Annotated in this window: 10 protein-coding genes; 9 read left to right on the plus strand and 1 reads right to left on the minus strand. The window is 45.7% G+C overall.

What is annotated here, in order from left to right:
- Positions 1 to 15 precede the first annotated feature (15 nt).
- From AC58QT_RS15930 to AC58QT_RS15960, 7 genes are all read left to right on the plus strand, one after another.
- Positions 16 to 1,809: a sensor histidine kinase gene (locus AC58QT_RS15930; protein ID WP_497409851.1), complete on the plus strand. Its 1,794-nt coding sequence runs from the start codon at positions 16 to 18 to the stop codon at positions 1,807 to 1,809.
- A 127-nt stretch (positions 1,810 to 1,936) separates the two neighbouring features.
- Entirely contained in the window at positions 1,937 to 3,253 is a 1,317-nt protein-coding gene (locus tag AC58QT_RS15935) for an ABC transporter substrate-binding protein (RefSeq protein ID WP_497409852.1), read from the plus strand.
- Between the two features lie 68 nt (positions 3,254 to 3,321).
- Entirely contained in the window at positions 3,322 to 4,203 is an 882-nt protein-coding gene (locus AC58QT_RS15940; protein WP_497409853.1) for a carbohydrate ABC transporter permease, read from the plus strand.
- Between the two features lies 1 nt (position 4,204).
- Positions 4,205 to 5,101, plus strand: a complete 897-nt coding sequence (locus AC58QT_RS15945) for a carbohydrate ABC transporter permease (protein ID WP_497409854.1) — start codon at positions 4,205 to 4,207, stop codon at positions 5,099 to 5,101.
- Positions 5,102 to 5,149: 48 nt separating this feature from the next.
- Positions 5,150 to 6,811 (plus strand): helix-turn-helix domain-containing protein, encoded by a 1,662-nt coding sequence (locus AC58QT_RS15950; protein WP_497410036.1) that lies wholly within the window; start codon positions 5,150 to 5,152, stop codon positions 6,809 to 6,811.
- Between the two features lie 136 nt (positions 6,812 to 6,947).
- Positions 6,948 to 11,495, plus strand: coding sequence for a glycosyl hydrolase family 95 catalytic domain-containing protein (locus AC58QT_RS15955; protein WP_497409855.1), 4,548 nt, complete (start codon positions 6,948 to 6,950; stop codon positions 11,493 to 11,495).
- Between the two features lie 31 nt (positions 11,496 to 11,526).
- Positions 11,527 to 17,763, plus strand: coding sequence for an endo-alpha-N-acetylgalactosaminidase family protein (locus AC58QT_RS15960; RefSeq protein ID WP_497409856.1), 6,237 nt, complete (start codon positions 11,527 to 11,529; stop codon positions 17,761 to 17,763).
- A gap of 4 nt (positions 17,764 to 17,767) precedes the next feature.
- Here AC58QT_RS15960 and AC58QT_RS15965 read toward each other — a convergent pair whose 3' ends face one another.
- Positions 17,768 to 18,589 (minus strand): helix-turn-helix domain-containing protein, encoded by an 822-nt coding sequence (locus AC58QT_RS15965; protein ID WP_497409857.1) that lies wholly within the window; start codon positions 18,587 to 18,589, stop codon positions 17,768 to 17,770.
- A gap of 132 nt (positions 18,590 to 18,721) precedes the next feature.
- On the opposite strand from AC58QT_RS15965, the gene AC58QT_RS15970 reads away from it, so the two are divergent.
- Both AC58QT_RS15970 and AC58QT_RS15975 read left to right on the plus strand, forming a co-directional pair.
- Positions 18,722 to 19,552 carry a phytanoyl-CoA dioxygenase family protein gene (locus AC58QT_RS15970; protein ID WP_497409858.1) on the plus strand — a complete coding sequence of 277 codons (831 nt, stop codon included), beginning with the start codon at positions 18,722 to 18,724 and terminating at the stop codon, positions 19,550 to 19,552.
- A gap of 13 nt (positions 19,553 to 19,565) precedes the next feature.
- Positions 19,566 to 20,366: a sugar phosphate isomerase/epimerase family protein gene (locus AC58QT_RS15975; RefSeq protein ID WP_497409859.1), complete on the plus strand. Its 801-nt coding sequence runs from the start codon at positions 19,566 to 19,568 to the stop codon at positions 20,364 to 20,366.
- Positions 20,367 to 20,424 lie beyond the last annotated feature (58 nt).

Here is a 20,424-nt window from a genome sequence, read left to right on the forward strand (position 1 = left end):
TACGGGGTGAAAGTGTTGAAGCTATTTACGAAACCATGGTCGTTTTCAGTGACTCTCCATATCTTATTAGTCGTCATGGTTGTCTTTCCGATCGTGACCATCTCAACCATGATTCTTCAAGTCTACAAACGCGATTTATTGCAGCAGACAACGGAGCGGACCCTGCAGACTCTCCATGCTGTTACCTATTCAGCTCAGCAGGAAATCGGTAAAATCGAATACGCTGCAGCTGCCGTCGGTGTCGATCGTGATGTGCTTTCAACGGTAACATCCTTGATTCAAGCGGATGAGAGCAACCGTTTTAAGTATATCAACGATCTAACGCTTGCGCTCAGCAGATACACCTACTCGATGTCTAGCCAACTGTTGGCGATCCACTTTTTTTATAAAGATGGCGGTGTGTATTCGTTTAAGCAGAACTTGATTAAGGATGAGCAGGAGCTGCGTTCGGCGTCATGGTATCAAAACTTGCTTCAACACAAAGATAGTGTGCAGTTTCTTAGCCTTCAGGAAACGCTTCTATACGGAGTGAGGGAGCCGTTAGCGGTGACAGCAGCGATTGCTCCCAGTGACTACCATACGCTTAGTAATGTCGAAATGATCTATTTTTCACTAAATGAAGAAGCGTTTGATAAAATCTTGCGACAACAGCCCAACGATGATTCCACTTATGTCATTGTGAGCAAGGAAGGTCAAGTGGTCACAGCCAGTTACAACTGGGAGCAATCGAGCTTAACACCGGCCAAACTTGAGCAGATCAGCAGTGCGCGTGAGGGCCATTTTATCGATCAGGTGAGCGATCGCAAGATGATGGTTACCTATGCGAGCGTTGGAGAAACAGGCTGGAAAGCGATTCAAGAGATCCCTTACAGTAAAGTAACAGCCAATTATGAACGTATTTTTAAGTTTGTCCTTTTTTCAACCATTGCGGTTATCCTTGTATTTTTGTTAATTTCCTTTTATTTAGTTCATAGCTTGACGAGGCCTATTCACGTCTTAGTCCGTAAAATGTCTCTTGTGATGGAGGGGGAGCTGAACGCCAAGATTGGGACTTCGAAAATAGCCGAAATGGCAGCGCTAGGCAGAACGTTTAATCATATGCTGGATCAAATGAAGCTGCTTCTACGGCAGCGAGAGGAACAAGAGCAAGCGAAGCGGAAAGCGGAGTTTGCTGCCTTGCAGTCGCAAATTAATCCGCACTTTCTTATTAATACATTAAATGCGATCAAGCTAATGGCACTGATCAGCAAGGCGGACAATATTCGTAACATGACGAATGCTCTGATGCGACTCGTCTCCTCCGCATTTAATCGAGGCGGCGTGCTTATCCGTTTTTCCGATGAAATCGCTAATCTAAAGCATTACCTATACATTATGGAAATTCGTTATGGCAACAAATTTGAAGTTGAATGGCACATAGATCCGCAAGCAGAATCGAAGTATTTACTCAAACTGCTCATTCAACCGATTTTGGAAAATAGCATCGTACACGGTATGGCTGGCAAAGAAACACGTGGTAAAATCGTCATTCAAGCACGTATTCATGAAGGTAGTCTGCACATCGTGATCTCCGATAATGGTGAGGGGATGACGGAAGAGCAGCTCGAGGAATTCCGTACAAGGCGCAGCCCGCATACGTTTACAGGCATGGGCGTTGCCAATGTCCATCACCGTATTCAGCTTCACCATGGCGAGGATTACGGTATTATTTTGACTGCGAATGACCCCAGAGGCACGAAAGTGGCGATGAAAATCCCGATTATTCATCGTGATCAGGAAGAAGAGCAACCGCTTCGGTTGGAAGCTTAAAGCAGTTCATAAAAGATCAACTTCATAGCCGAAAAGATCATTTGGATGCGTTTTCATCCCGTGTATGATAAAGACAGGTTAAACAACTAACCGAATCAAAGAAACATTCATTGGAGGGGTTTCAAGAATGGGGAAAAGTAAATTTGTAAGCACAATGCTAGTGGGCGGACTTGTTGTGCTAAGTGCATTGACAGGCTGCGCCAAGGATACAGCAACACCCGCAGCTGCTTCAGTCAAACCAGCCGAAACGAAAGCGGCAGCAGCGACACCAAAACCAGCGGAACCCGTTAAGTTAAAACTTGCGATGTGGGATGCCAAAGGGGATCTCAAATTTTGGACAGATAAAGTGAAGGAATACACGAAGGTAAAGCCGAACGTGACGGTAGATATTGAAATGGTGCCGGATAACGGCGGTCAATACTTAAAGGTGCGATTAGCTGCCAATGATTTACCAGATTTGTTCTACCTCAAGCCAGCGCATATGCAAATTTATAAACAATCCCTTCTTCCACTTGATGACTTAGCAGGGGCCAAGAATAACAAGTTTCCAGCGAAAATTGATGGCAAAATATTAGGCGCACCGCTCGTTTCCTTCTCGGAGTTCGTCTACTTCCACCCAAGTATCTTCAAAGAGTTGAACTTGGACGTGCCGAAAACAATGCCTGAATTCCTCTCGACAATGGAGAAAATTAAAACGAACGGCAAATACACACCAATCGCAATTGGCGGTAAAGAAGACTGGACGTTCTATCCATTCATGGAGTTCGGCCCTCACATTTTATCTGGCGATGAGAATTACTTAGCGAAATTGGCGAAGACGCCAGAGCCTTTCGGTGAAGGAAGTACATTTGATAAAGCGGGGAAAATCATTAAAGAAATGGCAACGAAGAAGTTGGCAGGACCAGATGCTCTATCCATCTCTTTTGATCAATCCACACAGTTATTTGAATCTAAAAAAGCAGCCATGATCGCAGCGGGACAATGGTATTACGGCGATTATGCGAATAGAGTGAAAACGGATGAAGATCTTGGCGTATTCCCTCTGCCGTTCCGCACCACAGAAAGCGAACCACTTACTTCCATGACTGTATCCGATATGAACGTTGGGATTAATAAAAACAGCAAAAATGTTGAAGAGGCGAAAGCATTCTTTGACTGGATGTTCAGTAAAGATGTGTACCAGGGTTTCATTAATATGGCGCAACAATTCTCGACGATCAATGGGGTTAGCACGGACCTTCCTTTCTTCAACAAATGGACAGAAAAGTATCCGTTTAAACCATTCATCTACTCAGCAACAGATGAAGGCTTTGCCAAAGTAAGCGGTGCGGCACAATTTGATTTTAAAAAAGCTGCGCAGGAAATTTACTCTGGTAAACCGATCGACACCTTGGAGAAAGAACTGAACAATAAGTGGAAGAAAGCGGTTGAATCGAACAAATAGGTAATTAAATAGAGGGTACTTTCTGAGCGATTAGAATAGTGCCCTCTCTTGTATACAGGAGTGATGTCATGAATTATCGCATGCAGCAAAAAGTCGTCATCGTTTCGTTTTTATTTGTACCTGTTGCACTCTTACTTTTGTTTTTAATCTATCCGACTTTGCAGTTGTTTCGTTACAGCTTTACGAGCTGGGATGGGTATAGCCCAAGTTTTAAGTACATTGGCTTTAACAATTATAAGCAAATGCTGTTTGATTTCCCTGAGGCTTGGCATGCCATAAGAAACAACGTCACTTATTTTATTTTACATGCCATTGCTATCCCACTTGAAATTATTATGGCTGTTCTCTTAACAAGAGCACTGCGAGGGAGCGCGTTCTTCCGATTCTCGGTGTTGATGCCTTACATCATCAATGGTATCGCGGTAGCTTATATGTTCAGCTATATTTATAATCCGATCAATGGTCCATTGAATGAACTTTTGAAAGCAATAGGACTCGAATCTTGGATTCAAAGCTGGTTGAGCGATGCGAAAATTGTGAATTATTCCTTGGTTGTTGTTTCCTTATGGCGTTATAGCGGCGTGCATATCGTGTTGTTCCTTGCAGGACTGCAATCCATTCCGAAAGATCTGTATGAGGCGGCAGAAATTGATGGTGCGAATTTTTGGCAGCAGCAAAGGTATGTAACGCTCCCAGGCATTCGACGCGTAATCGAGATCATATTATTCATGAATGTATCTGGAGCCCTTCTACAATATGACATTCCGCTTGTTATGACGAACGGTGGTCCTGGCAGCGCAAGCAGCACATTTGGACTCTTTTCACTCCAAACGGCATTTACTTACAACAATTACGGTCTTGCCTCAGCGATGGCAGTTATTCTCTTGCTCATGATTATCGTTTTTTCATCGTTGCAAGCATGGATCGTGAAAGACAGGAGTGAGGCTTAACATGGAACGTGCACTATCGCTTGAACAAATGAGAAAGCAGCCGTTGCCAAGCCGTACGCGATCGATGGGCAAGCAACGGATAGTAGCGAATATCATGTACTATGTGCTTTTTACGCTCATGGCTATACTGATTTTCGTACCCATCTTACTCGTTGTATTTGGTTCGTTTAAAACGAATTTGGAACTTGCCGAAACGTCGCCATTTTCGCTTCCGAAGAGTTTTCTGCATATCGATAATTATGTAGGTGCGCTAAAAGAAGGAAATATGATTCGCGGGCTGGGGAATTCATTCCTGCTTGTCGTGTTAAGTATGATTGGCAATATGCTGCTTGGGACGATGACCGCATTTGTGCTTAATCGGTTTCAGTTCCGTATGAAAAAGTGGATTCTTCTCCTTTTTATGATGTCGATGATTATTCCGGCTTACACCACAGAGATTGCTCGGTTTCAGCTTCTGCATACATTGGGCGTTTACAATACGCTCGGAGCGCCGCTTCTTATTTATGTTGGCACGGATATTATGCAGATTTACATTTACATGCAATTTCTCGAAAAGATTTCGGTTCAGCTTGACGAGAGTGCGATGCTGGATGGGGCTTCTTATGTTCGAATCTTCCGTTCGATCATTTTCCCACTGCTGCTGCCTGCAACGGCCACTCTTGCGATTCTTAAAAGTGTCACGATCATGAATGATATCTTCGTCCAGCAGTTATATATGCCTGATAAGAAGTTGGCGACACTGGCTACTTCCTTAACTGCATTTGTGAGTACGCGCAGTTCGGACTTGTCTATGCTCTGTGCAGGTATTATTATCGTTTTATTACCGAGTGCAATCTTCTATATCGTTTTTCAACGGTATATTTTTAAAGGTCTTATGGATGGCGCTGTGAAAGGGTAACTACGAAAGAATCAACTTCTCAGATGGGGGATGGACAGGTTGTTTAAAATGATGATTGTCGACGATGAACCGCTTGTTCGTCTAGCGCTTCTACATATGATTGACTGGGATAGCATGGGCATACAGGTTGTCATAGAAGCTGACGATGGTATGGAAGCACTTGCTATTCTAGAGCAGCACGGCGATATCGACCTGATGCTGCTTGATATTGAGATGCCCAGACTGAGCGGCATTGAGCTGCTGCGAGCACATCCGGCAATTGTACAGAAGCGAAGACCTGTCGCCATCATGCTGAGTGCCTACAGTGAGTATAGCTATGTCCGAGAAGCCTTTGTGCTTGGCGCCATTGATTTCATTGTGAAGTCGGATATGGATGAGGAACACTTGGTGCCAGTTATTTTAAAGGCGCTTAATGAACTTCAAACGCGTGAGACGTCGACGCCTGTTGTCGAACGTGTGGAAGAAGAGATCGATCGGAGGAGTGAAATCCTTCGGCAGCTCATCTCCATCAATCCCCAGCAGGATGAATCGGCGTATGTGGATGCAGGGACTAGTATCACGGAGTGGCTCGAAGAAACGAATCAACTCGTGGCTGTTATTACCATTTCGCAAGGCTCATCTGAGGGGGCAAGGACGGGGAGAAGCTTAAGGGATGGACAGACACAGCGGTTCATCATGCAGTCTGTGCAAACCGTTCTGGACGCCATGTCAATGAAGTCTCTGTTATATGGAAACAGCGAGTCGGAATACGTGCTATTCTGCTCGTTCGCAGCATTTCGAAGCGAAAGTATGATTCGGGAAAAAGTACAGGCGGCTTTCTCTATGATTCAAACGCGACTTAATCAATATGTCAATGTGTCCATATCCATTGGGATTAGTGATCTAGCTAGCGGCACGAAGGTTTGGTACCGCTTGTATCAGCAAGCAGCCCATTTGGCTTCTATGTGTTATTTTGCCGGATTTAATAAAGTATTCTATCCAGAAAGTTGTATGGAGTTGGGGAAATACGGCGGGGATAGCGGCATTGAGCATGCCCGTAAGCTTCAGGTTACGTTGAAATCAACAGGGGCAAGCATCGCGCAGCTACTCGAGCAAAGTAACGCTCAGCTATGGTCTAAGGCGTTTGAGCAGATGGAGCTGCTGCTTGGGCAAACATGGGGCTGGAGACCGCAAGATGTTCACACCGCGTTTGAGGATTTGCTTTGGGAGCTAGGAGGACTGCTTTATCGAAAAGGCATTCGTTGGGATGATCTCGACGAACAACTTCAGCATCCTTTTGAATATATGAAGAGCTTGGAGACACTGGATGAAACGAAGACCTGGCTGCATCGCATGTGCAGTCAGTTATTTCAACACATTCACGGCAAGACAACAGAGGCTAACTATAGCAGTGTCGTCACACTAGCCAAGCAATTTCTAGATCTCCATTATACGGAGGACGTCAACCTCACGTTGATCAGCGAAATGGTGGGCGTTAGCGAAGGGTACTTAAGTAAGCAATTTACCAAAGAGGTAGGCTGTAATTTTATTCAGTATTTAACGAACTTACGCATTGAGGAATCGAAACGGTTAATGAAAAAGAAGGGCAATAAAATTACGTATATCGCTGAAACGGTCGGGTACTTGAATGTGGAGCATTTCAGCAGAATGTTCAAGAAAACGACGGGGTATAGCCCGAAGTTGTATCGGGAGAGTTTGATGAACGGGTAGCGTATGGAACGATAAAAGTGTATTTTCGCTGAAGATACGCTTGATTCGTTATGTCTTCAATGATACATGTCGTATCATGTCGAATTACGTCGCAACAGGCAAGGCCACTTTTGGATAGTCAGAAAGGGTGATTGTTTTGCGCAAGCTGCTGAAATTAACTTTGAAGAAGAAATCGATGGTAAGTCTGCTTATCGCCGCATGCCTTTCGACGGGATGGACGGGAATATCTACCGTGTTTCCTATTGAAACTGCACATGCAGCATCTACCGTGACTTACACAGGTGCTGCGGGGCCTCCAGCGCATAACCTTGCGCTATGGTATCGTCAGCCTGCAACCGATTGGCAAACACAAGCGCTGCCGATTGGTAACGGGTTCATGGGTGGAATGGTGTTTGGCGGTGTTGATCAGGAGCATATCCAGTTTAACGAAAAGACGCTCTGGACGGGAGGCCCAAAATCTATTGCTGGAGGGGGAAGAGACGGCAACAGGGATGGGGCTGCGGACCATGTAGCGGATGTGCGTCAGAAGCTGGCTGGTGGTGATGTAGCCGGCGCAAGTGCCATTGCTGAGCAATACTTGACGGGAACCTTGCATGATTATCCTGAATTTGGGAATTATCAAACTTTCGGTGATATGTACTTCGATTTCGCTCTCCCAGCATCGGTAACCGTGACCGACTATCGGCGAGAGCTAGATCTAGAGGATGGCATTGCGCGAGTGACCTACAAGCAGAATGGTGTCACATATATACGTGAATACTTTATGAGCTACCCAGATAACGTAATGGTTATGCGACTAACGAGCAGTCAACAGAATCAATTGAATTTGGATGTTAGGGTTACCAGCCCGCAGGCTGCACCTTCTATCGTGGCGACGGGAAATACACTGACTTTAAAAGGTCAAATCGCAGATAATAACATGGCGTATGAATCACAGTTTCATGTCCAAACCGAGGAGGGAACGGTAACTGCTGGCAGCGGAAAACTGACGGTAGCTGGAGCCAGCTCGCTTACGATTCTAATGTCAGCTGCTACAGATTACGCGAACCATTATCCCGATTACGTCGGAACAGACCCCCATCTAACTGTGAGTGAGAGATTGGCTGCCGCTACTGCCAAACCGTATGACGAGCTGCGAACACGTCATTTGGCGGATTATCAATCTCTGTTTAAGCGAGTGTCCCTGAATTTAAATGATCAAGTGGCGACAATACCGACAGATCAACTTCTAACTAGTTATAAAAGCAATCGTACAAGTGCATTAGAAGCACTTTATTTCCAATATGGCCGCTACTTGCTCATCGCCTCTTCACGTGAGGGATCGCTCCCAGCCAACTTGCAGGGTGTCTGGAACAACTCAACGACTCCGCCATGGGGAGCCGATTACCATACCAACATTAATCTAGAGATGAATTATTGGCCTTCTGAAGTGACGAATTTGAGCGAAACCGCCATTCCCTATGTTGATTTTATTGATTCTTTGCGAGAACCAGGCAGAGTCACAGCCCAGAAGCATCATGGTGTAACGGGTTCTGGTTGGACCATACATACGTTCACTAGTATTTTTGGCTATACAGCACCGGGTTGGGACATTAGCAATTGGGGCTGGCAGCCAGCGGCAGGAGCCTTCTTATCACAGCAGTTATGGGAGAAATATTTGTTCACTGGTGATACGGAATATTTAAGAAATAAGCTGTACCCAATTATGAAAGAGGCGGCTGAGTTTTGGACCAAAACGCTTGTTACGGATACAGATGGGACTTTAGTATCTACGCCGGGTGTTTCGCCTGAACATGGCTCATTAAGCATTGGCGATTCCTATGATCAAGAGCTTATCTGGCAATTGTTCACGAATTGCATTGATGCCAGTCAAGTTCTAGGCATCGATGATCAATTCCGTAATGAACTGATCGATAAACGCAGTAAACTCTCCATGCCAAAAATTGGCAAGTACGGTCAAGTACAAGAATGGAAGGAAGATATCGACGATCCCAATGATCAACATCGCCACATTTCTCATTTAGTTGGTTTATATCCTGGCAACTTAATCAATAACGTAACAACGCCCGACCTGTTCAATGCGGCGAGAGTAACCCTTACACAGCGTGGTGATGAAGCAGAGGGGTGGAGCCGAGCGAATAAACTGAATATGTGGGCTCGCATGCTCGACGGTGACCATGCCGAGAAGATTCTCCAAGGACAGCTAGACGTGAGTACTTATTCGAATTTATTCAACGTAGGTCCACCTTTTCAGATTGACGGCAACTTCGGCGGTACATCGGGGATTGCAGAGATGCTTTTGCAGAGTCATACAGGCACGATTGATTTGTTGCCTGCGCTTCCATCGACATGGCCGAAAGGTGATGTGAAGGGCTTGAAGGCCAGAGGCGATTTTGAAGTGGATATGAGTTGGAATGGTACGATATTGACAAGTGCCAGGATCACTTCATTAGATGGCAATGTGGCGAAAGTCAAAGAGAAGACATTTATGCACGCGGGTCAATTTCAGGTAGTGAACACGGCTGACGCTACGCCAGTTAGCTACACGCGCAGTGGTGACACGATTACTTTTGCTACGGAGGCGGGCCAATCCTATATGATTACCTCCAGTGTCACACCACCGCCTCTTCCACCGACCCAAGTGCAGTCACCTATACATACAGCGACAACGGTGGATTTGCAGTGGATTGCTCCTACAAGCGGAGCAGCGGTTGCAGGCTATGTAGTGGACGTTTACCAAGGTTCGACGAAAATCCGCAGTATCGATGTACCGGCTGCAAACACAAGCCTCAAGGTAACAGGGCTTAACGAGAAGCAGTTGTACCGCTTCGTGGTCTGGTCCAAGGATGCCGAAGGCACGCTTTCTACGACCAGCAATGAAATGACCGCATTTACGTTTGTAGGAAATGCGTATCAGCAAAATTTTGACAACGGTGTAGCTGGTGGCTGGAAAAAGACTTCAACGACTGGAAGCGCAACGTTCAGCGTGGAAAATAACGCCCTAAAAGTAGTAGCCAATCCAGTAGCCATCATGGTCGATGATCATTCACCTGCGTACAAAGATGCTGACGTGGCAATGAAGCTGAAAATTCAAACAGGAACGGGGAGAGTTGGACTGCTCTTCCGCTATACAGATGTGAACAACTACGCCGGTGTCATTTATGACTATGGAAAATGGTTATGGTACTACGTGAAGGACGGTACTGAACATTATGGTGATCTAACGTCCATGACGCTTACAAATGGCCAAATCTATGATGTGAAAGTGAGTTTCGTTGACTCGACTATTCAGTTGTGGATGGATGGTCAGCTGGTTGGATCCACGACAGTGGCTGATTTCCTGAATACGCCTGGGAAAATAGGGCTGAGAACGTGGTTCGATAGCAAAGTATTGGTGATCGACGATGTGAATTATATCAATACAAGACCGGTTGCTGTTCAACCCGTACAGAAAATTAAAGTTGACGACCGCGATCCTGCCATCGTGTACACAGGGACGTGGAGCACGTACAACGATAGCGCAGATTATAGCGGTACCGAGAAGTATAGCGGTACAGGTGGTGCATCAGCTGAGTTTACCTTTACCGGTACCTCGATCGATTTCATCAGTATGAAGCAAACGAATCTGGGGAAAATCGATGTGTATCTCGACGGCGTATTAGCAGAGGCAGATATCGATTGCTACGCTACCTCCACGACCAAACAAGTCGTCTTGTTTAGTCGAAGCGGGTTAGAGAGCGGATCGCATACGATTAAGATTGTCGTAAAAGGTACGAAAAATGCTGCCGCCAGCAGTGCAATTGGCGCCATTGATGCTTTTGCGTACACGCCTGTTACGATTAATCCGCTCCGATCCATCGCGATAACGAACATTCCAGCAGCGATGATAGTCGGAGACACGGTCAGTTCAGTCGTCTATGCGACATACGGTGCGAACGATATCACAATGGTGACTGAGGGCGTAACGTATGAAAGCAGTAATCCGCAGGTGGCTTCCATCGACAGCAAGGGTTTCATTCAAGCGTTAAGCCCAGGGCAAGCGACCCTTACTGCGGCATGGGGAGGCAAGCAGGCTGAACAAGATGTGACTGTATCGGCTGTGGTTCCAAGTGAGCCGACAGCGTCCTTAACTGGACCCGCAATCGTTACAACGGGTACTCATTTTACCGTGCAGTATGTGTTGACGCCAATGCAGAGTGTGTATGCACAAGATATAACCATTACGTATAACCCAGATCAATTGGCCTTCCTTTCCGTGCAGTCGCTTTATCCGAATCTGATGATCGTGAACAAATCCGAACAACCAGGCACGGTTAGACTTCTGCTGGCAAGCACGAAAGTAGAGGCTGCAAATGTGAATGGCGCCATGCTAGCCTTGCAGTGGCAGGCTAAATCCGTCACGCCATCCGCAGCGCTCACCTTAGCCGATGTGAAGATCGCGAACGGTAACGGGGTAGAAACACACGTCGTTGGAAGCCCACTCAACGTTCAAATCAGATCTGTTTCAGGCGACTTGAATGTAGATGGCAGATTCTCCATTGGTGACTTAGCGATAGTCGCATCTGCTTATGGCAAAACATCCGCAGACGCAGATTGGAATCAACACAAGTTGGCGGATATCGACAATGACAACGATGTAGACATTGATGACCTTGCATGGGTAGCATCTAGAATTTTGGAATAGGTCTTACAAACAATAAGCAGGAGGTTATGAGATGAGGGCAATCCAGCGTAAATTAAGCGTTATTCTTTCAACTACACTCTTAGCTACAAGTGTACTACCATTACCAGGTGTGTTACAGATGTTTGGCAACGCTACGGCGTTGGCAGCAGATGGATCGAGTGCGACCTACGTGAACAATTTTGAAGATGGGACAGAAGTCAACCTCTCTGACAAAGGGGCAGTAACGTCTGACACTGCAGTAAGCGCAAGGGCAACCTACTCGGGAATGAACGGTCAATTTTTGGCAGCGAAAAATCCGAGTGGCGGCAATGAAATCTTTTATTTTAACGATATGCCTGATGTGGCTAATGGGACGTTTGAAGCGAAGCTGAATATTGATGGCGGGGCTTCCGAGCAATTCGGATTCATCGCTAGATACAAGGATCCAACGCATTATGCCATGGTTTCCCGCGACGGGAATGGCTGGATATGGGATGGTTTTAATGGTGGCAGTGAAGTGTGGGGGTCTTATCTAAATAAGACGATTAAACTCGATCCTGGCAAAACATATGCTTTTAAAATGACATTCAGCGGGGATACGTACGAAGTCTATATGGATGGTGCGCTTGTTTATACGTCAAACTCAGGTGGCGCTTTACCACTCGCAGGGGGCAAAGTAGGCTTTCGCTCTTACTACGCTGCCAAGACATTACATATTGATGATGTGAAAGTAACGGATAGCGATAAGGGGAATGCGGTCGTCTATACAAGGGATTTTACGGATGACGCAACGCCGGGCTTACAAATGTCAGCTGCGAGCGCAGCTGTTCCTACATATTCGTTCAAAACACCTTTACAAGGTTTTGCGGGGAAGGTGGCTCAAATCACTACCACCAATGGCACAAGCCAAGTGGTTGACAGCAAATCGCCATTAGCGATTAATGGAACTTACAGCGCCAAGCTGCAGCTGAACGGCACGTATAGCACGGCAGGATTGTTGTTCCGCTATGTCGATGAGAGCAACTGGAGTTCCGTGAGAACCGATAGTGCTGGTAACTGGACATTGGTTGGTAAAAGAGATGGAGCAGATGTGTCGTATAACTTAACGAGTACGCCTCAACTTCTAAGTCCTGGTACGGTACACAATGTGGGTGTGGATTATGAAGGGGATACGTATACGCTTACCCTGGATGGTACGGAGATTTACACCGGGACACAAGTGGGCATGTCGGTTATGAATGGCAGCCAGGGCTACATGGCGAGCTCGACGGACACATTAACAACGTACATGGATGATATGGAAGTCACGTATAAGGAAGGTGACGTCTATATACCGCCGAAACAAACGAGCTACATTCACAATTACAACGATGGCTTTACAGGTACTTGGAATAAACTAGATGGCACAGCTTACTCACCAACGCCAACGATCGCGAATAATCAGCTGAACATCGCCAATCTCTTCGGAGAAATCTATGATAACGATTCGCTGCCGATCCAGGATGGTACCTATACCATCAAGTTTAGAACGAATATTGATACGGGGCGTATCGGATTTATTTTCAGATACATCTCTCCTTCACAGCCTTTCGCGATGATTTATTATAATACGAACGGCAATTGGGGTTGGCAAACGGATGCCTCGCATTACGGTGATCTGACAACCAGTGGGCCTAATCTTGCAGCGAATACCGACTACACGCTTAAGATCAAATATATCGGAAAGAGTATTAAAGTTTGGTTGAATGACACGTTGGTTTGCAGCGGAAGTGCAGACTTCCCAGTTGCAGAAGGAAAAGTAGGTTTAAGAAGCTGGTTCACATCGAAAAATATAACGATCAGCCAAATTTCACAAGAAGCCTATATCCAGCCAACACCGCCGCAGCCGACTGCGCTTCAGCCGATTACGATTGCATCCGACCAATTAAGTGTGTCGATGGATAACCGCTTCCCGACCGTGCGCAGTTATACGTGGCTGGGCAGCGAGGCTCCGAATGCAACCCTGCAAGGTCAAAGCGATTTTCTATACAATGTGAAAATAAACGGCAATGACGGCTTTGCAACGGTACAAAGTGCAACGAAAACGGCAGGGGATACGGTCGTTTATCAACTTGACGTTCCTGTCGTGGATGATAATACAGAAGCTGCAGCGGGCAATGTGAACATGACGGTTACGTATAAAGTCACAGGCAATATCGTGAACATGGCTACACATATCAATAGTGAACCTTCCGGTTATAAAGTGCGTACGGTGGAATTCCCAAACCATAAGTTAGTTACGGTTTCTAGCAGCAATCCTGATGCACAAGGTGCTTCCTCTTGGGTAACAGGGGAATGGAACCAGATGAATGATGAATTCTATACGAATGATGCCATGTATGGATCGAAATTAAAAGATCAAGCTGTGGATAGTAAGCTAAGATCATACGGTTTTGTTAGTGATGGCAAGTTAGCGGCATCGATTATGAATGATGTGGTCGAGACACCAGGCAAAATTGTGATGAATATCGAGGCTGATTCGGATGGCGTCAACAAGCAGTTGTCGATGTGGAACGGCGTGTGGACAGCAAGAGGAGATATTATTGATGACAGTAAATTTCCGCCCAAATTTGATTTCACTTCCAAAGTGATGATTGCCCCTGACCGGAACGATGATCATACAGCTGATTGGAAAGATGCAGCCATTGATTTCCGCAGTGAATGGTCGAAGAATCTATTGCCAGGCGCAAGCGAAATCAATAAGTATGTCTCTTATATTGCGATGAACTTCAACAGCTTAGCGCAAAATCCATTCTTACGTACCTTGGATAACGCAAAGAAGCTATACAATTTGTACGATGGTTTCGGGCAGCTTATTTTGGAGAAAGGCTATCAGGCAGAAGGGCATGACGATAGCCACCCTGATGTCGCAGGGCACTTCGGCATTCGCGAAGGTGGATTGAAAGATTTTAACACACTTGTCGATGAAGGGTTAAAATACAATGTGAAAGTTGGCGTTCACACCAACATTGATGCTCAAGATCCGGATGCGTATTATGCCAAACCGGAAAACTGGGGCAGTACAGCCTCCAACTATGACTGGGTTGACCCTACGTATCCAACGAATCGTGCCAAAGATTTGGCTAGCGGAGACTTGGAGAAACGATATGCTCAGATGAAGCAGGAAGTGCCGAACCTTGCCATGATTTATGATGATATCTACAGTGGAGCTGGTTGGCACGCGAATCAATTTTCAAATATTATTCAAAACAAACTTGACTTTTGGCTTGCTACTGAGTTCTCTGGACCGCTAGAGGAAAACGTCATTTGGACTCACTGGGGAACAGATCCTTATTATCCAAGCAAAACACCGGGCAGCCAGATCATCCGTTTCATTAAAAACCAGTATCAAGACACGTTCCAGGCACCAAGCCCGTATACCAGCGTTTTATTGAGAGGCATGCTGCAAGCTGGAGTTGGTACATGGCAAGGCAGAACGGACATTCAGAACGGAATTGATTTATTTTACAATAACAATTTGTTAACGAAATACATGCAGCATTTCCCTATTCTTAATACGACGCATGATGCTTCTGGTATGGATAAAACAGTCGTTTTCGAGGATGGAGTCGTTGCTTCCTTGGATGAATACCATGCAGATAGCGCAGATGCGAACTATATCATAGGCACAGCTTCGCTCAAGAAAGATGGCAAAACAATTGCCAAATATGATGTGTTGAACCATAAAGACTGGGGAGATACAGGCGTTGGGCAATTAGATGTTAGTAACCAGAAGAGCCAGCTCTTCCTGCCATGGGATCCGCAAAATGAATCCAAGATCTACTACTGGAATCCTAAAGGTGGTTCAACAACTTGGGAATTGCCTAATAGCTGGAGCGGCATATCTTCTGTGGAAATGTATAAGTTGACGGACACTGGGCGTGTTTGGGATCGTACACTGTCAGTTGTTGGTGGTTCCGTTACGATTAACAACACAACCATCGGTGTTCCCTATGTCATCTACAAATCGAAAGCAGATGAGCAAGGTGCAGATACGCAGCAAGCCGGCGATTTTGGATTTGGCGGACCTGTAAAGGATCCAGGTTTTGATAGCGGTGCTTTTGCTTCATGGGACAAAACGTCTACAACGAATGCGACAGCTGCGCATGTAACCGTAGAGCATGATTCGTTGAAAAACAACTTCCTGAAAGTAGCAGGGAAAGACGAAGCTACAATTACGCAAACCGTCTATGGACTTGAAGCGGGTAAAACGTACACGGCTTCGGTTTGGGTAGACATCAATAACGCGACTACTGCGAACGGCAGCGAAAACAAATCACGTAGCACTTCCGATAGAGCCGTGACGATTGGCGTGAAAAACTACGGCGGACCGGAAGTAACGAATTTTATCACGTCATCGAAAATTAAAAACTTAGAAGAGCCTAGCAAATTCAAGAACACGTACTATCAACGGATGAAGGTTGATTTTACGGCAGATGCCTCAGGTAAAGCAACGATTTACCTGAAAGCTGACGCAACAAGCTCAGCGAATTCCAACGTGTGGTGGGATGATGTGAAGCTGTGGGAGAATCCAGATAAGACCAATTTTGGCACGCATTACTTCTATGAGGACTTCGAGAATGTCTCGGAAGGTTATGGTCCGTTTATGTTCCAAGCTGCTTCGAGCGGAGGGCAGACACATTTGGCTGAAAAGGTGAGTGATGAACTAAAAGCAGCCGATCCTTATATTACGCAGCCAATGACTTACGTCATTAATGGGCATTTCTCCTTGAAGTCGAACGAGCAAGATTTCATTTCAAATGCAAATACACCACTTGTTGCTGAGCTCTTGGCTACCGTACCATCGACTTTGAAGCTATTGCCGAATACCCATTATAAGATCAGCATGAGTTATGAGGCGAATAAAGCGGGGTTGTATCAGCTCTCGGCCAAATCAAGATCGAATGGTCAGACCTATAGCGTGCCTTTGTCTACGGCAACAGGTACAGGCAAATCCTTACTACCTGGCTTTACGCTGCCGATCATCAAATCTACGGGTACGGCGACTGCGGTATTGGATTTTGAAACGGGAAGTAAGGACGATTATTACATTGCTATTGATTCGGTTAAACAAACGGCACAACCACAATTATCAGCCATAGATGTGGTACTTGTTGTGGATGATTTGGTTGTTGATGATCTAACCAATCCACAAGTGCCCACAGCAGCACAAGTTGCTGCAGGCATTACGAGTATCACAGCTCCTGTACAGGATGCTGGCAGCTTGACACTGCCGGGTGTGCCGGCTGGGTATAGCGTAGCCATTAAAACGACGGATCAACCAGCCGTCATTCAACTGGATGGGACTGTTGTACCTACCGATGTTGTGCATACAGTGAATCTCGTATTGGAAGTGACGCGGACGTCAGATGGTACGAAAGCAGTGACTGTGAGCTTACCCGTTATCGTTCCAGCCAAATCGGAACAACCTAATAAAGTTCTTCTTGATGGTGTGAACACGGTTATGAAAGGTGGTACATTTGATTTGACCTACGGATTGGCCAATGCGGCGGAGAACATTTTAGCCCAAGATTTGACGTTCACCTATGATCCAGCAAAAGTAGAATTTGTTGGTGTGGAATCGGTTAGTGATGGTTTGACTATTGTAGATAAGAAGCTGACAGATGGCCAGGTCCGAGTACTCGTTGTCAAAATTGGCGGCAATTCAGAAGTGGTTGCTAACGGCGATCTGTTACAGCTTCATTGGAAATCCAAATCACTTACCGAATCATCGACTACCACGATTACGATTTCAAAGTTGCTGATCGCCAACGCTATTGGAGAGGAAACAAGTCTAGCAATCACTTCGCATGGCATAGCCATTGCACATGTGGATAAAGCATCGTTGCAAGCTCTCATCTCGGAGGCTCAGCAATGGCATGATGGGGCCGTGGAAGGCGCATTAGTCGGTCAATATCCAGCGGGTTCCAAAGCGAATCTACTTGCAGCGATTAGCACGGCAATTGCGGTGATGAGTGATGCGTCTGCCAGCCAAGAGGATGTTGCACAAGCTGCGAGTACATTGCGCGCTGCACTGACAGCTTTCCAAGCATCGATCATTAGAGGCATGTCAGGAGATCTAAATAACGATACAAAAGTGAGCATCGGTGACTTGGCTATTGTTGCGAAGCACTATGGAGCAACTCCAGCTGATGCAGATTGGAATGCCATTAAAGTTGCTGATGTGAATGGGGACGGCGTGATTGATATTGCGGATCTTGCTTGGATTGCTACTAAGATTCTGAACTAGTCTTCTAGAACTTCTCAGTTCCCATTTTCAGCTTGCGGTACGTGCTGGGGGATTGATGATATGCTTTCTTAAATAGCTTGGAAAAATGGAATTCATCATAAAAATGCAGCTTAGCTGCAATTTCTTTCAACGATAAGCTAGTGGTTTCGAGAGCAACTCTCGCAGCTGCTAGCTTTAGTTTTATGAGATAGTCGTTTGGAGACAAGCCTGTGAGTGCACGGAACCGGTTGAAAAAGGTCGTACGGGACCAGCCGCTTAGCTGGAGCAGGTCTTCAATACGAATTTGTTTATCCAAATTCCGATGGATATAGATGAGGATTTGGTTGAGCTCTGTGTGGTGAGAAAGGGCGACCAAGGAATGTTCTCTAGTTAACAGGAGTAAAATTTCTTGCAATAAAATGTTTGACGCATATTCGTAGCCATGGAGCTGAGCAATTAAGCCGTCAATCATCCGTTCGCACAATTGCATGGCTTCTGCCATTTTGCCGGTAGAGATAACTTCCATTACTGGAAGCTGTAGATGACGGGTCATGTTTAGTTGGCTAAAATCTAGAAAATAAAACTTCCAATCGTTATCCAGACATTTGTACATGGTGGGGATGCCGTGTTCCACGAAGAAAAAGGTGTTTTTCTCCAACTCATACGTATGATTATGCAGTGTAATGATTCCTTTTCCATCATAAGTAAGGAATAGACCTGGAACAATAAAGCCCTCCCGCTTCGATACTTCATAGCTATTATCGGCTTGAACCTTCCAAATGGAGTGAAATAGAGGAAGAGGAACGTCTGACTTCTCTAACTTATGGGGAATGTCTATTAAGGTCATGGTTTACTCCTCTCATTCATTCTTTGCTATTGTACGATTATACATGAAATGATAACGCTAATCCATGGTTGAAATCATTGGTGCACCCTATACTTAGACTATAAGCAAGAAAGAAATCACTAAGGAGTGTGGATGAAGATGTTGTTAAAAGTCGGCAACCGTGAATTAGAGATGGATGGACAGCATTTAGAGGAACTTAGAAGCTCTAATGATATTTTTCATGATATTGCAGCATTGCGTGATCGAATGGAAGAGGATGGGTACTTACTCATTCGTGGATTTCATGATCGGGACAAGGTACTAACCGCTCGTACAAGCATTTTGGAAAAAATGGCGCAAATGGGCAAATTAGATCGCGATACGCAGCTAGAGGATGGTGTGATGGCTGATGGCAGCAGAACCATTTTCTTTGGGGGAACGAACGAAGATTTGCCTGCCCTCTTGAATGTCTTGAATGGCGATCATATCATGCGCTTCTTTGATGAATTTTTAGGTGACCAATCGTTAACTTACCATTACAAATGGCTGAGGGCTGTGGGGAAAGGTGATTTCACAGGGGCGCATTATGATATTGTTTACATGGGCAGAGGTACTCAAAATGTGTATACCGTATGGTCCCCGCTGGGAGATGTTTCTTATGAAATGGGAGGTCTAGCCATCTGCCTTGGTTCACACCGTTTCGAGAAATTGAAAGCGTCCTATGGTTCCAAGGATGCTGATCGTGATGGGGTTAACCACTATACGGATGATCCGCTGTTCATTACGGAGAAGTTTGGCGGTAAGTGGGCAACAACGGAATTTCAGGCAGGAGATGTGCTCATCTTCGGCATGTTCTTGATGCATTGTTCCCTTGAAAATACGACGAACCAATACCGGATTAGTGTAGATGCCAGGTATCAGTCCGCAAATGAGAAGGTAGATGAAAGATGGAGCGGCAAAAAACCGAAGGGCCATTCTAAATAAGGGGAATGCAGCAATGGAGGAGATTCGAGTAATAAAATCATTGTGGGGAATGGAATCTTTTACCTACAAGGATGCTTTAGCTGCAATCGATGCTGCCGGATATGACGGTGTGGAAGGTCCTGTTCCATCGGAGAAAGATCGTGAGGAATTTAAGGCGCTTTTGCAAGCACACAACCTATCGTATATCGCACTCATTTCGACTTCTGGTGAGCATGAGGCCGCTTTTACAGCTGGCGTAAAAGCGGCCGCTGCGCTTGCGCCGGAGTTAATTATTTCCCACAGTGCGCGGGATTGCATGGATATTGAAAGGCAATTGCAATTTTTCGAACATGCAGTAGAGGTTGAAAATAAATACGGGATCCCTGTCGGGCATGAAACACATCGGCATCGCGCGATGTTTACGCCGTGGACGACCGCAAAATTGTTGCGGGCCCTCCCAGATTTGAAACTGACAGCGGACTTTAGTCACTGGTGCTGCGTGTGTGAATCGTTGCTTGAAGATCAGAACGAGCATCTGCAACTGGCCATGGAGCGAACGATTCACATTCATGCCCGTGTCGGCTATGCCCAAGGACCTCAAGTTCCACATCCCGGAGCACCAGAGTATGCCAATGAACTGCGAACACATGAGTCGTGGTGGAAGCAAATTGTTGCAACACGTGTAAGGAAAGGATTCGCTTATACGACAATCACCCCAGAGTTCGGTCCACCGGGCTACATGCCGACAATCCCTTTTACGAATGAACCGGTGAGTGATTTATGGAAGACATGTCTGTGGATGGCTGATCGGCTGCGTGAAACATATAAGGAATGAGATCTTCTCCCTAAAAGAATGGCTGCTAGTATAAGCAGACCATTCTTTTTTGTAGGAT

It is taken from the genome of Paenibacillus sp. J31R109 (assembly GCF_059692055.1).

Excerpts from the sequence above, each read along its gene's own strand:
- AC58QT_RS15935 (WP_497409852.1), top strand. The coding sequence starts at position 1,937 with ATGGGGAAAAGTAAATTTGTAAGCACAATGCTAGTGGGCGGACTTGTT.
- AC58QT_RS15940 (WP_497409853.1), top strand. The coding sequence starts at position 3,322 with ATGAATTATCGCATGCAGCAAAAAGTCGTCATCGTTTCGTTTTTATTT.
- AC58QT_RS15945 (WP_497409854.1), top strand. The coding sequence starts at position 4,205 with ATGGAACGTGCACTATCGCTTGAACAAATGAGAAAGCAGCCGTTGCCA.
- AC58QT_RS15950 (WP_497410036.1), top strand. The coding sequence starts at position 5,150 with ATGATGATTGTCGACGATGAACCGCTTGTTCGTCTAGCGCTTCTACAT.
- AC58QT_RS15960 (WP_497409856.1), top strand. The coding sequence starts at position 11,527 with ATGAGGGCAATCCAGCGTAAATTAAGCGTTATTCTTTCAACTACACTC.
- AC58QT_RS15965 (WP_497409857.1), bottom strand. The coding sequence starts at position 18,589 with ATGACCTTAATAGACATTCCCCATAAGTTAGAGAAGTCAGACGTTCCT.
- AC58QT_RS15970 (WP_497409858.1), top strand. The coding sequence starts at position 18,722 with ATGAAGATGTTGTTAAAAGTCGGCAACCGTGAATTAGAGATGGATGGA.
- AC58QT_RS15975 (WP_497409859.1), top strand. The coding sequence starts at position 19,566 with ATGGAGGAGATTCGAGTAATAAAATCATTGTGGGGAATGGAATCTTTT.